General features: G+C 65.0%; 17 protein-coding genes. 11 read left to right on the top strand and 6 right to left on the bottom strand.

Annotation, left to right across the window (positions count from 1 at the left end):
- Positions 1–33 precede the first annotated feature (33 nt).
- Together P1L41_RS12450 and P1L41_RS12445 are read left to right on the top strand one after the other, a co-directional pair.
- A complete protein-coding gene (locus tag P1L41_RS12450; RefSeq protein WP_276296050.1) occupies positions 34–1,284 on the top strand; it encodes a DNA methyltransferase in 1,251 nt (416 codons plus the stop codon).
- Positions 1,285–1,331: 47 nt separating this feature from the next.
- Complete coding sequence (locus P1L41_RS12445) at positions 1,332–1,898, top strand: hypothetical protein (RefSeq protein WP_276296049.1); 567 nt, start codon at positions 1,332–1,334, stop codon at positions 1,896–1,898.
- 68 nt (positions 1,899–1,966) lie between these two features.
- On the opposite strand, the gene P1L41_RS12440 is transcribed toward P1L41_RS12445, so the two are convergent.
- Both P1L41_RS12440 and aroC read right to left on the bottom strand, forming a co-directional pair.
- On the bottom strand, positions 1,967–2,593 hold the full coding sequence (locus P1L41_RS12440) for a uracil-DNA glycosylase (RefSeq protein ID WP_276296048.1): 627 nt from the start codon (positions 2,591–2,593) through the stop codon (positions 1,967–1,969).
- Position 2,594: 1 nt separating this feature from the next.
- A complete protein-coding gene (gene aroC, locus P1L41_RS12435) occupies positions 2,595–3,842 on the bottom strand; it encodes a chorismate synthase (protein ID WP_276296047.1) in 1,248 nt (415 codons plus the stop codon).
- A gap of 120 nt (positions 3,843–3,962) precedes the next feature.
- On the opposite strand from aroC, the gene P1L41_RS12430 reads away from it, so the two are divergent.
- From P1L41_RS12430 to P1L41_RS12420, 3 genes are all read left to right on the top strand, one after another.
- Positions 3,963–4,631: a helix-turn-helix domain-containing protein gene (locus P1L41_RS12430; RefSeq protein ID WP_276296046.1), complete on the top strand. Its 669-nt coding sequence runs from the start codon at positions 3,963–3,965 to the stop codon at positions 4,629–4,631.
- A 144-nt stretch (positions 4,632–4,775) separates the two neighbouring features.
- Positions 4,776–5,129 carry a DUF7344 domain-containing protein gene (locus P1L41_RS12425; protein WP_276296045.1) on the top strand — a complete coding sequence of 118 codons (354 nt, stop codon included), beginning with the start codon at positions 4,776–4,778 and terminating at the stop codon, positions 5,127–5,129.
- Positions 5,130–5,132: 3 nt separating this feature from the next.
- On the top strand, positions 5,133–5,420 hold the full coding sequence (locus tag P1L41_RS12420; RefSeq protein WP_276296044.1) for a HalOD1 output domain-containing protein: 288 nt from the start codon (positions 5,133–5,135) through the stop codon (positions 5,418–5,420).
- Positions 5,421–5,486: 66 nt separating this feature from the next.
- Here P1L41_RS12420 and aroA read toward each other — a convergent pair whose 3' ends face one another.
- Positions 5,487–6,779 carry a 3-phosphoshikimate 1-carboxyvinyltransferase gene (aroA, locus tag P1L41_RS12415; protein WP_276296043.1) on the bottom strand — a complete coding sequence of 431 codons (1,293 nt, stop codon included), beginning with the start codon at positions 6,777–6,779 and terminating at the stop codon, positions 5,487–5,489.
- A gap of 184 nt (positions 6,780–6,963) precedes the next feature.
- On the opposite strand from aroA, the gene P1L41_RS12410 reads away from it, so the two are divergent.
- The 5 genes from P1L41_RS12410 to P1L41_RS12390 all read left to right on the top strand — a co-directional run bounded on the left by P1L41_RS12410 (position 6,964) and on the right by P1L41_RS12390 (position 10,774).
- On the top strand, positions 6,964–7,677 hold the full coding sequence (locus P1L41_RS12410) for a hypothetical protein (protein ID WP_276296042.1): 714 nt from the start codon (positions 6,964–6,966) through the stop codon (positions 7,675–7,677).
- Positions 7,667–8,923 carry a DUF393 domain-containing protein gene (locus P1L41_RS12405; protein WP_276296041.1) on the top strand — a complete coding sequence of 419 codons (1,257 nt, stop codon included), beginning with the start codon at positions 7,667–7,669 and terminating at the stop codon, positions 8,921–8,923. Before P1L41_RS12410 ends, P1L41_RS12405 begins: the two co-directional genes overlap by 11 nt.
- A 64-nt stretch (positions 8,924–8,987) precedes the next feature.
- Positions 8,988–10,163, top strand: coding sequence for a M24 family metallopeptidase (locus P1L41_RS12400; protein ID WP_276296040.1), 1,176 nt, complete (start codon positions 8,988–8,990; stop codon positions 10,161–10,163).
- Between the two features lie 80 nt (positions 10,164–10,243).
- Positions 10,244–10,525 (top strand): hypothetical protein, encoded by a 282-nt coding sequence (locus P1L41_RS12395; protein WP_276296039.1) that lies wholly within the window; start codon positions 10,244–10,246, stop codon positions 10,523–10,525.
- A gap of 39 nt (positions 10,526–10,564) precedes the next feature.
- Positions 10,565–10,774 (top strand): ribbon-helix-helix domain-containing protein, encoded by a 210-nt coding sequence (locus tag P1L41_RS12390; protein WP_276277535.1) that lies wholly within the window; start codon positions 10,565–10,567, stop codon positions 10,772–10,774.
- Positions 10,775–10,777: 3 nt separating this feature from the next.
- Here the strand turns inward: P1L41_RS12390 and P1L41_RS12385 are convergent, their stop codons facing one another.
- Both P1L41_RS12385 and P1L41_RS12380 read right to left on the bottom strand, forming a co-directional pair.
- On the bottom strand, positions 10,778–11,188 hold the full coding sequence (locus P1L41_RS12385; RefSeq protein ID WP_276298462.1) for a JAB/MPN domain protein-containing protein: 411 nt from the start codon (positions 11,186–11,188) through the stop codon (positions 10,778–10,780).
- A 45-nt stretch (positions 11,189–11,233) separates the two neighbouring features.
- A complete protein-coding gene (locus P1L41_RS12380) occupies positions 11,234–11,914 on the bottom strand; it encodes a hypothetical protein (protein WP_276296038.1) in 681 nt (226 codons plus the stop codon).
- Positions 11,915–12,002: 88 nt separating this feature from the next.
- On the opposite strand from P1L41_RS12380, the gene P1L41_RS12375 reads away from it, so the two are divergent.
- The gene (locus tag P1L41_RS12375) at positions 12,003–12,689 is read left to right on the top strand and encodes a VOC family protein (protein WP_276296037.1); all 687 of its coding nucleotides are present in this window, start codon (positions 12,003–12,005) and stop codon (positions 12,687–12,689) included.
- Between the two features lie 12 nt (positions 12,690–12,701).
- Here P1L41_RS12375 and P1L41_RS12370 read toward each other — a convergent pair whose 3' ends face one another.
- Positions 12,702–13,004: a DUF5779 family protein gene (locus P1L41_RS12370; RefSeq protein ID WP_276296036.1), complete on the bottom strand. Its 303-nt coding sequence runs from the start codon at positions 13,002–13,004 to the stop codon at positions 12,702–12,704.
- Between the last annotated feature and the right edge of the window lie 30 nt (positions 13,005–13,034).

The raw sequence follows: 13,034 nt of genomic DNA, 5'->3' as shown, positions 1-13,034 counted from the left end.
GGTTCAATATCCGCACCGGAGCAGGAGTTACCAATGGGAAGCCTCGACGACATCCGGCCCGAGTGGCGGACGCTCAAGCGGAAGTGGGAGCACAGCTTCCACCCCATGTGCTCCTACATGGGGATGTTCCCGGCGTCGCTCCCCCACTACTTCATCCAGAAACTGACTGACGAGGGCGACGTCGTCCTCGACCCGTTCTCTGGCCGCGGCACCGCCCCGCTCCAGGCCTGCGTCGACGGCCGCGTCGGCGTCGGGAACGACCTGAATCCGATGGCCTACGTGCTGACGCGGGCGAAAGTCGACCCGCCCTCGGCCGAGTCGGTGCACCAGCGAATCGAAGATCTGCGGCTGGACTACGACCCGCCGGAGACCGAACACGTCCCGGAGAAGGTCCAGATGCTGTACCACGACCACACGCTGGCACAGCTGGTCTACCTGAAACGCGAATTTGGACTCGGTGAGAACGGTATCCCGGCAGACCTCAGGTCGCTCTCGCAGATCGATACGTTCGTCACGGCGCTTCTCCTTGGCATCATGCACGGCCAGAGCGGCCAGTACCTCTCCGTCTCGATGCCCAACACCTTCTCCATGTCTGAGGGGTACGTGAGCGACTACATCGAGGAGGAGGGACTCGAACCGCCCAGGCGGGACGTGTTCGACAAACTGGAGACGCGGCTCCACACGATATACCACGACGGGGAACCCGCTCAAAGGGGTCACGCCGTCTTCGGCGACGCGCGCGACCTGCCCGAGACGCTGGCAGACATCGACGACGTCGACGGTGTGGACCTCATCTTCACCTCGCCGCCGTACCTCAAGGTCCTCAAGTACGGCCTGTACAACTGGATTCGACTGTGGTTCTTGGACGAGGAACCCGACGTGGTCGACGACCGACTCGACGACGAGCTGGACCTCGAGGCGTATCTCGAGTTCATGACGGAGACGTTCGCCGTCGCCGACGAGGTGCTCGACAGCGAGGGCGGCGTCGCCGCGTTCGTCATCGGCGACGTCGACCAGGGGGGTGAGACCATCAACCTCGCGAAGGAGGTGGCGGACGAGGTGGTCGCGCCGATGGACGGGTTCGAGGTCGGGCGAATCGTCGAGGACAGGGTCCCCGACAACGAGAAGGTCTCGCGCATCTGGGGTGAGACGAAGGGCGAGGCGACGGAGATCGACCGCATCCTCATCGCCCACCGCGGCCACGTCGAGGTCGCCGACGACCCCGACGGGCTGAAGACGAAGTCGCTCCCGGGACGCCAGCAGACGCTGAGTTCGTTCGATTGAGACTCGCACTCGGGATTTATGTTCGGCGGTCCGTAACTGGAGACAACATGGATGCCAGGTCGTACGCTGACGAGCTCCGAGCGGCAATCGATTCGGAACGCTACGCGACGCTCATCGTCTCACTCGGGTCACAGCTCAACCGGGCGCAGGACCGCTTCGACAAGTCAGACTTCATTGAGCAGGGCGTGGCGGAGTTCTCCGGTGGCCGACTGAACTGGGTCGACGAGCAGGGCCGTGACTTCAGGGACGCGGAGTTGGGGTTCGACATCGAGTTCAAGTACGAGACCGACCTGATGTTCACGCCCGCACGGAAAAACGAGTCAAGTAGCATCAAGCCAAAGATCAAGAACAGTCTCGGCAAGAACAAAGGCACGAATATCCCGGACATGGCCGAATTCTACCTGCTGGGCCAGCAGGACGCCCTCGCGCTCGTCTCGGACGACACATTAGAGGAGTACCTCGTCAGCGTCCCCGACGGCATCGAGGCACACCTCGACTTCGACGCCCTGGAGTTCGTCTTCCGTCCGGAGGAGATCGGTGACGTCGACCCCGTTGAGATAAACTACAAGACGCGGAAGATGGAGATGCAGCGCGAGATTCTCAAATCCATCTAGCGGGGAGCGGTTCGGTCCGCCACACGGCTATCCTACGACTAGCTGTCGGAAACGGGAACAGCTCGGTGTTACCGGCCCCGACGCCCCTTCGTCTGTCGATAGTCCCGGCCCAGCGTCTCGCTGAAGTGGTCGAGGAACGCGGTCCGCTCCTCGTCGGTCTGCTCGACGGGGGCCATCATCGGGATGATTTCGAACCCCCGCCCGCGAATCGTCGTCGCGTGCCGTTCGGTCACGTCCAGGTCCTCGGCGCGCTCCGTCGTGTACTCGAAGGCCAACTCTTCGAGCGGGCGCTGGCCGACGGGGACGAGGATTTCGGGGTTGATCATCCGTATCTCGCTGTTGAGATACGGCTCGCAGTTCACCACCTCCTCCTCGGTCGCCTCGCGGTCGGGGTGTCGACAGCGCGTGACGTACGTGAGGAAGGCGTTGGGGAGCGCCGGTTCGTCGGCGTCGGGGTCCTCGCACATGTCGACGGCCGTGAGGATATCCAGGAGCTCCCGCTCGCGCTCGCCCGTGAACGGGATGCCGGAGGCGTCCGCACCCTCACTCGGAGCGGGGCCCAGGAAGAGGAACTCCGCACCGACGTCGCCGTAGCCGTGGACGACGGTCTCGCGGGTCGCACAGAGCGCGTCGCAGTTCTGACAGGCCTCGTCCATCCCGAACGGGTTGGACATCGATTCCTGGTTCGCGTCCATCTCAGTCCTCGTCGACCGGTTTCGCGTGGGTGCCCGCGTCCTCGGGGTCGTTCTGCGGACTGGACGGGTGGTAGTCGGTGTCGTACTCGCCGGGGCGGTCGTCGAGCCGGTCCGGGTTGAGTCGGCCACCGAGGAGCATGAAGTCTAGCACCGTACAGTACAGCATCGCCTCGACGACGGGGACCGCCCGCGGCGGGAGGACGGGGTCGTGGCGCCCGGTGACGGTAATCTCTTTCTCCTCGCCGGTCTCCCAGTCGACGGTCGTCTGGGTCTTGGGAATCGAGACCGGCGGATGCCAGGATACCTCGCCGTAGATTGGTTGGCCGGTCGTGATGCCGCCCTGGATGCCCCCGTGGTCGTTGCCGACGGGCGTCGGGTGGCCCCTCGCTCGCGACTCCTCGTCGCTCGCGGATTCCGGGGCCGTCGCCTCGCTCTCGTCGAACTCCCAGTCCTCGTTGTAGTCGCTCCCGCGGGTCGTCCGGGCCTCGCGGCCGATGCCGTACTCGAAGTCGTTGACCGCCGGGATGGAGTACATCGCCTGTGCGAGCCGGGAGGGGAAGCTGTCGAACCGGGGCGCACCGAGTCCGGACGGGACGCCGCGGCACTCGAAGTAGATAGCGCCGCCGATGGAGTCCCCCTCTTTCTGGTGCTGGTCGGCCACGTCGCGCATCTCCTCGGCCGCGTCGGGGTCGGCACACCGGACCTCGTTTTCCTCGCTATGTTCGAGGATGTCCTCGAAGGTGACCGGGCCGGCCTCGACGTCGCCGATCTGGCAGACGTGGGCCTTGATGGTCACGTCGTAGTCGGACTGGGCCAGTACCTGCTTCGCGACGCCGCCGGCCGCGACCCAGTTGACGGTCTCGCGGGCCGACGACCGGCCGCCACCGCCCCAGTTACGGGTCCCGAACTTCGCCGAGTAGGTGTAGTCGCCGTGCGAGGGGCGGGGTGCCGTGATGAACGGCTCGTACTTGCCCGAGCGGGCGTCCTTGTTCTGGATGACCATCCCGATGGGGGTGCCGGTCGTGTAGCCGTCCTGCAGGCCCGAGTTGATGGTCACCTCGTCCGGTTCCCCGCGCGATGTGGTTATCATCGACTGACCGGGCTTGCGCCGGTCGAGGTCCTCCTGTATCTCCGCTTCGGAGAGCTCGACGCCGGCCGGGACGCCCGAGACGGTACAGCCCATCGCCTTCCCGTGTGACTCGCCGTAGGTCGTCATCCGAAAGAGACGACCGAACTCGTTGCCGTTCATTATCCCGAATTGAGGGACGGGGGCATTTGAACCTTGTAGGTGACGGTCAGCGTCGGCGTCGCGGTGACCGTGCCGATGCGTGGGTTTATGCTGTTACGAGGAGAATCTCGTCCAATCTGAATGTCCGTAATCGCGAAATTCACCATCGACTCGAGCGAGTTCATCCTGGGGCAGGTCCTCTCGATGGAAGCGGGGACACACGTCGAGATGGAGCGGGTCGTTCCGGCGTCGAGACGTGTGATGCCGTACGTTTGGGTCTCCGGGGTGGACCTGGACGAGTTCGAGCAGCACGTCCGCGCCGACGAGAGTATCGAGTCACTCACGGCGCTCGACTACATCGACGGGCAGGGGCTCTATCGGGTCCAGTGGAACGAGAACGTCGAGAGCCTCGTCTACGGCATGGCGGAAGTCAATGCGACGATACTGGAGGCCGCGGGCAACGAGCAGTGGACCTTCCGGCTCCGTTTCGACGACCACTCGGGACTGGCGAACTTCCACAACTACTGTACCGAACACGACATCTCGTTCACGCTCGAACGCGTCTACACGCTGTCCGACGAGCAGGCGGGTGGCTACTCGTTCGGACTGACCGAGTCACAGCGGGCGGCCCTGATGCTCGCAGTAGAGAACGGTTACTTCGAGGTTCCGCGCGGGACCACGCTCGGGGAGATCGGCGAGGAGATCGGTATCACCGAGCAAACGACCTCGGAAAACGTCCGCCGTGGTGCGAACAAGGTGTTGCGGAAGGTGCTTCTAGAGCAGTCGGCTGCCGACCTGAGTAACCGGTGAATATGGTCGAAACGGCCCCCGATAACTGATATAACATGCACATATCTTCGAGAAGTCTTAGAAATACGTGCTTACTCTGGTTATAAAAGCCCTGAAATAACAAGGAGTATGCTGTTGATACCTGCAATCGAACAACTTTCGTAGATGAGACACACCGAGCAGGCAGACTGGGACAATATCTTCCGCGCGCTCGCTAGCGAAGAACGACGGACGGTCCTCCAGACGCTCTTCGATGGCAATGGCGAGATGGCGCTCGAGGAGCTGGCCACCGAGCTGTCCGATAGTCCGCCTACAGACGGCGGCACGGACGCCGCAGTCCTCGCCCATCTGCACCATACCGCGCTGCCGGCCCTCGCGAAAGCCGACCTTATCGACTGGGACCCACAGGAACGGACAGTTTCGCTGAACGCGCTCGTCTACAGACTTCCGATCGGGACTGTGAGCCCCCAGCTGGTGCCCCCCGAGGCGGCGAGCCCGAAGCAACGAGCAGACGACTGAACGATGCGCGAGGGAGACGAGCTGCTCGGCACGTCGACGGGGACCGTGCGAGACCCCCACGACCCGGCGGACGATACGAAACCCAGTGAGCGGGTGGTTCGGTCCGTCGCTGCACTCACGGACACTGACCCGGTCGACCTTCCGCCGCTGTACGACGCTGTCGACCCCGAAGCCCTCGACAGACTCGCCGACAGCCAGGCCGACTCGGAGTATGAAATCGCCTTCCAGTACGCCGGTACGGCGGTCTACTTCTCCGAGCCGGGAGATCTACACGTGACCTCGTTCGAGTAGTAGCGCAGCCAAGCAGATCCCGGCGTGCGAGACAGTGAAGTGATACACCAACGCTGAGTGCTCGCTCTACGTCCGGGTGACCGATGCACCGAGTTCCGAGAGCACGTCGAAGAAGGCCGGGAACGAGACGTCGACGTGTTCGGCGCCCGTGACGGTCGTCTCGCCGTCGGCGACCAGTCCAGCGACTGCAAGCGACATGATGATACGGTGGTCAGCTCGCCCGTCCACGGTGGCCCCAGTCAACTCCGTATCCTCCCCGTAGACGACCAGCGAATCCTCGTGTTCCTCGACGACGGCACCCATCGCGGTGAGCTCCTCGGCCATCGCACTCACGCGGTCGGTCTCCTTGTACCGGACGTGTTCTGCGTCCGTGATACGCGTGACTCCGTCGGCGGCCGCCCCGAGCGTCGCGATGGTCGGGAGCAGGTCGGGCGTGTCTTCGACACCGACCTCGACGCCCTCCAGGTTGGAGTTCCGGACGGTGAGTTCACCCGCGTCGCGGTCCCACTCCAGGTCGGCGCCCATCCGCTCCAGGACCTCGACGATGGCGATGTCCCCCTGCGCGCTCGGGAACGCCGACGTGACGACGAGTTCGTCCTCGGCGGCCAGGGCCCCCATCGACAGCAGGTAGCTGATAGACGAGAAGTCGCCTGGGACGTGATACTCGCCGCCGACGGGGTCGTATGTCTGTCCGCCGGCCACCGAGTAGCCGTCGTCGGTCTGCTCGGCGTCGACCCCGAACGCCTCCAGTACTTCGAGCGTGATATCGACGTATGGAGAGGACTTCAGCGCCGTCGTCAGCTCGATGTCGATACCCTCGTCCGTGACCGCGCCGGCCATCAGCAGCGCCGTGATGTACTGCGAGGAGACGTCGCCGGGGATGGCGACCGACCCGCCGCCGACCCCACTGCCCACCACCAGCGGCGCCTGGTCGTTCGCTCGGGTACTTTCGGCGCGGCCGCCGAGTTGCTCGATGGCGTCGAGTAGTGCCCCCTGGGGGCGTGACCGGAGTGAGTCGTCGCCGGTGAGCACGGTGAGGTTGTCCTGGAGGGCGGCGGTCGCGGTGACGAGTCTGGTCGTCGTTCCACTGTTCGCACAGTCGATGACGTCGTCGGGTGTCTCGGGGCGGCCGTGGAAGCCGTCGACGTCGAGCGTCGAATCGTCGGCCGAGCGGTCGACGCTGCCGCCGTAGGCCTCGACTGCTCGCATCGTCGCCCGCGTGTCAGCGCTCACGAGCGGGTCGTGGACCTGGGCCGACTCGGCGTACCCGGCAGCGAGAATCGCACGGTGCGTGTAGCTCTTCGACGGCGGGGCCTTCGCTGTCCCGCGCACCGTCGAGTTCGCGATAGTGACGTCCATATCCGCCCGTCGTGAGCGGATGCCAAGAGGATACCGTTCCCGGACGCCGACGTGCCGACGACAGGTCTCGAAGCTCGCTTCGAACCGGGTATACAGAGAATACTTAGATACGGTGTCGCCGACTGGTCCACGTACCAATATCATGTCAGATTTGATGTTCGCGGAGGAGGCCGACCGCTAGCCAATGTTACTGCAACTCATCGATGTGCTCCGGGCGTACGCCGGCCTCGTGCTCCCGCTATTATTCTTCGGGTTCTTCGCCATCGCCGGCCTCGCGCTCCTGTTCAACCGGCGCCCGGAGGTCAGGCGGACGTTCGCTGTCGGGTTCGTCGTCGTGTTCTTGCTCTGCCAGGTCAGCCTCGTTCCCCTCACGGTGCCACCGCTCACCACCTACCACAAGTTCTCGAACACGTGGGACGAAGAGCGCGTCCAGCACGAAGTCCGCGTCGTCGACGAGAACGGCCGGGAACTGAGTTTGGACTCGAAGTCGACGCTCGCGTTCGAGGGCATTCGGATGGCCCGCCTGTCCCACCAGATGCTGAACGAGTACTCCGAGGCAGAGAACCAAGAGGTGGCGCGGTTCCTCTTGCAGAACGCCCGTGAGTACCGCAGCGAACTAGAGGCCGGTGGCGGACGGAACGCCCTCGTCTGGACCGACGGCGGTGTCAAACTCCGCCACGCGATAAACTTCCCGGCCCACGGTCACACCGGCACGTGGACTCCGGCGGAGGTGCGCGAGTACGGGGAGTTCGTCGGCCTCCGTCTCTACCGGGTCGAAATCGTTTCGTCCGCCGACGGGTCCGAAGTCGTCTCGCAGTCCGAGGCGGTCGTATTCGAGTACTACGACTACCACGAGGGAGACTCCGCGGCCGAACTGGAGGAACGGGATGTTCGTTAACTACTTCGCCGATTCGGAGCGCTCGTCGCCGGTCAACCTCGCCGTCGGGCGGACGATACTGACCGTCTGGCTCGTCTGGAAGACGGCGATGTACGACTGGAACGAGTTCTTCGAGGTACCCTTCTATCTGACGCCGGAGTTCACGTGGGCGGTACCGCCCGTCGCGCCGGGACTGTTCATGACCGCCGAGAAGTGGGTGCTCATCGGCTTGCTCGTCCTTTTCGCTGTGGGCTACCGCGTCCGGTTTACCGGCGGTGTGAGCGCGCTCGTCCTGGCTCATTTCGGCGCGGTCAGGGAGATTCAGAACAACTCCGGCGAGACCCAGGCGCTGTTCCTCGGGGTATACTTCCTGTTGTTCTACAGCCTCTTCTCAGAGACGCACGTGCTGTCCGCCGACGGCCTCCGGCAGACGAAGGACTGGTCGGTCGACTCGCTGCGGTCCTTCATCGTCTCGGGCCGCGACTCGTACCAGCTTCCGGCGCTGAAGTGGTCGCTACTGGTCATCGCGATGATATACTTCGGGTCTGGCTTCAATAAGCTCTTCCCGGACGGTCCGTTCGGCGGGTTCCACGCCGGCTACTTCGGTTCGGTCACGCTCTCGCGCATCATTGTCGTCCGTGACGCCGTCTACCAGTGGCACGTCCCAATCGGCCCGGCGCTGGTGGAGTATCCCGTGCTGATAACCGCCGGCTCCATCGGGACGCTCGTCGTCGAGATGGGGCTACTGGTCGCAGTCTTGCTCGGCATCACCATCACGCCGTTCGTCGTCGGGTTGCTTGGATTCCAGACGGCCGTGGTCGTCCTGCTTGGCATCCTCTTCGTCGACACGTACCCGATACTGCTCACGTTCTTCGCTTGGGACAGGGTCTACGAGCGCCTCGTCGCCGACCGGCAGATCGACGTCGTGTTCGACGGCCAGTGTTACTTCTGTATGCGCAGTCTCTATCTGTTCAAGCTCCTCGACGTGAACGGAACCATCGAGTTCGTTCCGCAGGCGGCGACGCCCGAGAAGTACGCCAGTCGTGACGACGTCGACTTCCAGAGCGCGATGTACGTCTTCGACGGGGAAATCGCCTACGAGGGCTACTACGCCTTCCGGGAGCTCATCCGGCAGTACCGGGTGTTCTTCCCGTTGGTCTGGTTGATGGGGCTGGCGCCCATCGCCCAAACTGGCCGGCAGGTGTATCAGTACGTCGCCGCGAACCGTGGGGCACAGTTCAGTTGCCGGGTCGAGAGCGACGACTGACTGGTGTCGGCCGGGGCACGGTCCAGCGGCACGCCTATGACCCCCGCAGACGGTAGCCACTGGTATGGACCCCGACCTCTCGCGGCTCGACTCGTATCTGGCAGAGCGCGGCGCCGACGGTTACCTCGTCGACGCGGACTCCGGCCTCTCCGACCAGTTCTACCTCTCGGGCTTCGACGCCCCGGACCCCTTTATCACCCTCTACGACGGCGAGACACACCTCCTCTTCCCCCGCAGTCTAGAGTTCGGACGGGCGAAACGCGAGTCACGAGCGGACACCGTCCAGCGGTACGTCGATTTCGACCACGCCCAACACGTCGAGGAACACGGCCCGGAGGCCGCTGTCTCCCACGTGCTCGCAGACTTCCTCCGCTCGTACGACGTCCACCGCGTCGCGGTGCCGCCACGGTTCCCGCTGAAGACCGCCGACGCGCTCAGAGCCCGCGGTATCGAGGTGACAGCCGACTCGGACGGCGTCGTCACCGAGATCCGAGCGACGAAGACCGACGAAGAGGTTGAGCACGTCCGGGCGGCCCAGCGGGCCAACGAGGCGGCGATGGCGGCGGCCGAATCGCTCCTGCGCTCGGCGTCGGCCCGCGAGGACGGAACCCTCGAGGAGGGCGGCGAGGTGCTGACCAGCGAACGGGTCAAGACCGAAATCGAGGTCACGCTCCTGCGCCACGGCTGTTCGCTCGACGAGACCATCGTCGCCTGTGGGAGCGACGCCGCTGATCCTCACGACCGCGGGAGCGGGCCGCTGTCGGCCGACGAGGCCATCATCGTGGACATCTTCCCCAGGGACAAGGCGACGAAGTACCACGCCGATATGACCCGGACCTTCGTGAAGGGCGAGCCCAGCGAGAGTATCGCGGAGTGGTACGACCTCACCGAGCGCGCGATGGGGGCGGCCTACGACGTACTGGAGGCCGGGGTGACCGGTGAAGCCGTCCACGACGCCGTCTGTGACGTCTACGAGGACGCCGGTCTGCCGACACTCCGGAGCGACGAGCGCACGGAGACAGGGTTCATCCACAGCACCGGGCACGGTGTCGGCCTCGACGTCCACGAACTCCCGCGGATCTCACCCGACGGTGGCGAGCTCGAACCGGGCCACGTCGTCACCGTCGAACCCGGCCTCTACGACCCCGAAATCGGTGGCGTCCGAATCGAAGACCTCGTCGTGGTCACCGAGGACGGCTACGAGAACCTGACTGACTACGAGAAGCGACTGGTCGTCTGACCGGGCGGGGGACCCCGTGGTCTGGCAACTGCTAGCATGCCGCAGAATCTTGCATGAAAAATTATGAAGGTTTATTACTGATGACGCAGTACGGAGTGATACGCCATGCTTGTACACAAAGCAATTCGCACGCCGGCACACCACACACCGTCGACGCCAGCCCGACCGACCGAACCCACACGATACACCCAACCCCCCGGATGACAACACAGATCACGACCCCGACCGACGACGACGCGTTCACGACTGACACCACTTCTCTCACCGATGTCGGCACCCGTGCCGACCGCGCCCCGATGATGTTCTCGCCGACCAGCTCGGCTGTCATGGGGCAGTTCGAGACCGAAGCCGACGACGCCTGAGAGGGCAACTCCTTTCCCGTCGGCATCGTACGGTACGCTATGGCCGACTACACGACGGTATCCATCCCGAAGGACCTCGCCGACCGAGTCGAAGAGACCATCGAGGGGACCAGCTTCTCGAGTACGTCCGACCTCGTCCGGTTCCTGCTCCGGAGCATCGTCGTCCAGCACCAGCGGGAGGGCGAGCTCACCGAGGCCGAGTTCCAGGACATCACGGACCAGCTGCGCGACCTGGGCTATCTGGAGTGACCGTCAGGTCAGGCGCTCCTCGGGCGGTTCGACGTCGAGAATCTCGACCTCCCGCTCGCGACCCGCCCGGTCGAACGCCGCGAACGACGCGTCGTCCCAGGGCGGTATCGCCACGAACACGACCTCGTGCAGGTCGTCGGCCTCGCTGATGCTCAGCGCCCCCTGCGGGTGCGAGACGAACCGGCCCTGGGTCTGGCCCGCGGGCATCCCGAGGTCCATCCCGAAGACGGCGTTGACCGACCCGCCGGCGGAGGGGAGATAGAAGTCGGTGAACACCGGTGTTTCGCCGGGGAGCCCCGAGTCCGGTAACTCGGCGGCACGGCTCACGGCCAGCGATATCGTCACGTCCGACGGCTCCGCCTCGTTCGCGAGGCGCAACAGGGTGTCGACGAGGCCGCGTGTAATGTACACCACACGGATAGTTGGCATGGCAGGTGTAAAGTCCCGTCGCCGACCGGGTCACCCGAAGACGAGTGACTTGACAGTCTTCGCGTACAGACTGGGAGCGCGGCCGCGTGACCCCTTGAGCGCGTCGGTCAGCGCCGCCTCGGCGTCTTCCATGACGCCGCTCCCGTGACCGACCAGTATCCTGTCGGGCGTCAGGCGACCGAGCTTTGTCGGTGGTTTCAGCCGGAGTGCCGGGTGGACGCCGAGGCGTTCGGACCCCGCGAGGAAGAAGTCGGCCGTCCCGACGGCCTCGGCGACGACCAGCGTGTCGTCGTCGTCACCGTAGAGCGCGGCCTCCTGCCAGAACGGGTTCTTGATTATCTTGTGGATGCCGTAGTCCGTGTCCGGCAGTTGCCGGTGGACTCGCTCGACCGGGGCGTCGATGTCGTCCTCGACGCCACTCATCCAGTCCGGAACGTACACGGGGACGTCGTGCCGTCTCGCCACGGCCGCACAGTCGCGCTTGTGCCGGGCGAGCAGGAGCACGACGCCGGCGACGTCACCGAACTCGGCGAACAGGTCGTCGATGCCCTCCGCGTCGACCGGGTCGACGACGAACACGCCCGCGTCCGTCGAGAGGACGTGGCTGGCGCGCTCCATCGCTTCGTCAGGGTACGCAATCCAACTGGCTCCTCGCTCCCACCGGTCGACCTCGGCCCAGTCTGTCGCCGGGCCCGTCTCTTTCATAGCCATGCAGATGGGTACGGTCCACTGGCTGATAAATGGGGCATCCATTCGGTTAGGTACCGGGACCTTTCAGGCTGGACCGCGTACGCCCGCTATGCTCGCTACGCCCGCCTGGGTGACGCTCGAAGTGAAGTACGTCGACCGCGCGGCGGCGTTCTACGACGCCTTCCTCGAACTGGACGTCGTCGAAGAGACGGAGTCGGAAGCCGTCCTCGCGGCCGGGGGGACTGACATCCGACTCCGCGCTCCGGGCGCGGTGCCCCGCGGTGGCCTCCACACGCACTACGCGCTGACGGTCCCCGACCGCGAGTACGACGACTGGTACGAACGCCTCGACGCGCAGTTCGACCTGGTCGAAGAGACGTTCGGCGGCGAGCGCTCGCTGTACTTCTACGACCCGGAGGGGAACTGTGTGGAGCTCGGCGAACGCGACCACGGCGGCGAGGGCGTCACCGGGCTGTTCGAGCTCGTCCTCGAAGTCGAGGACCTCGCTGCCGCCGTGGAGTTCTACACCACTCTCGGTTTCGACGTCGTCGACGACGACCGTGACTCGGGTCGCGTCAGGTGTACCACCGGCGACCTCGACCTGGAACTCTGGGAGTCGCGGCTCGGCATCGCCGACGCCCGTGGCGGCGTCCACGTTGATTTCGGCGTGGTCGCCGAGGACCCGGAATCGGCGGCCGATGCAGTCGCCGACGAGGCACTCGCCGTGACAGCCGTCGACGACGGGATGAGAATCCGGGACCCCGACGGGCACTACCTGACGCTGGTCGGTGCCTGAGCGGCGCGCCGCTCAGTCCAGGCGGTCGGTGTCGATACTGACGCCCGGTGGGGTCACGACGAGGAAGCCCCGGAAGTGCATCAGTTCGCCGCCGGCCTCGGTAATCGGTCGGGCGAAGCCCGCCGCGAGTTCGTTCAGGTCGCCGTCGATGTTCAACACGAGGACGGCGCCGTCCTCGATGGCTTCTATCCACTCCTCGTCGTCCGTGGTCCCGTCGAGCACGCCGAGGACGACGCGGTTGCTCCCCTCGTCGTCCGTGTCGAGTTCCATCTGGTCCTCGACGGCCTGCAGGTCCAGTCCCTCGAAATCGCTCATGTCCGGGGAGAGACGCGGCACCGGCAAAAA

Source organism: Haloarcula ordinaria (assembly GCF_029338275.1).
Lineage (GTDB): Archaea > Halobacteriota > Halobacteria > Halobacteriales > Haloarculaceae > Haloarcula > Haloarcula ordinaria.
The sequence above is the reverse complement of the archived record's forward strand: the minus strand, read 5'-3'. Positions and strand labels throughout refer to the sequence as shown.

Excerpts from the sequence above, each read along its gene's own strand:
- P1L41_RS12430 (WP_276296046.1), top strand. The coding sequence starts at position 3,963 with ATGTCCGTAATCGCGAAATTCACCATCGACTCGAGCGAGTTCATCCTG.
- P1L41_RS12440 (WP_276296048.1), bottom strand. The coding sequence starts at position 2,593 with ATGGACGCGAACCAGGAATCGATGTCCAACCCGTTCGGGATGGACGAG.
- P1L41_RS12445 (WP_276296049.1), top strand. The coding sequence starts at position 1,332 with ATGGATGCCAGGTCGTACGCTGACGAGCTCCGAGCGGCAATCGATTCG.
- P1L41_RS12420 (WP_276296044.1), top strand. The coding sequence starts at position 5,133 with ATGCGCGAGGGAGACGAGCTGCTCGGCACGTCGACGGGGACCGTGCGA.
- P1L41_RS12370 (WP_276296036.1), bottom strand. The coding sequence starts at position 13,004 with ATGAGCGATTTCGAGGGACTGGACCTGCAGGCCGTCGAGGACCAGATG.
- P1L41_RS12425 (WP_276296045.1), top strand. The coding sequence starts at position 4,776 with ATGAGACACACCGAGCAGGCAGACTGGGACAATATCTTCCGCGCGCTC.
- P1L41_RS12380 (WP_276296038.1), bottom strand. The coding sequence starts at position 11,914 with ATGGCTATGAAAGAGACGGGCCCGGCGACAGACTGGGCCGAGGTCGAC.
- P1L41_RS12410 (WP_276296042.1), top strand. The coding sequence starts at position 6,964 with ATGTTACTGCAACTCATCGATGTGCTCCGGGCGTACGCCGGCCTCGTG.
- P1L41_RS12400 (WP_276296040.1), top strand. The coding sequence starts at position 8,988 with ATGGACCCCGACCTCTCGCGGCTCGACTCGTATCTGGCAGAGCGCGGC.
- P1L41_RS12405 (WP_276296041.1), top strand. The coding sequence starts at position 7,667 with ATGTTCGTTAACTACTTCGCCGATTCGGAGCGCTCGTCGCCGGTCAAC.
- P1L41_RS12450 (WP_276296050.1), top strand. The coding sequence starts at position 34 with ATGGGAAGCCTCGACGACATCCGGCCCGAGTGGCGGACGCTCAAGCGG.
- P1L41_RS12395 (WP_276296039.1), top strand. The coding sequence starts at position 10,244 with ATGACGCAGTACGGAGTGATACGCCATGCTTGTACACAAAGCAATTCG.
- P1L41_RS12390 (WP_276277535.1), top strand. The coding sequence starts at position 10,565 with ATGGCCGACTACACGACGGTATCCATCCCGAAGGACCTCGCCGACCGA.
- P1L41_RS12375 (WP_276296037.1), top strand. The coding sequence starts at position 12,003 with ATGCTCGCTACGCCCGCCTGGGTGACGCTCGAAGTGAAGTACGTCGAC.
- aroA (WP_276296043.1), bottom strand. The coding sequence starts at position 6,779 with ATGGACGTCACTATCGCGAACTCGACGGTGCGCGGGACAGCGAAGGCC.
- aroC (WP_276296047.1), bottom strand. The coding sequence starts at position 3,842 with ATGAACGGCAACGAGTTCGGTCGTCTCTTTCGGATGACGACCTACGGC.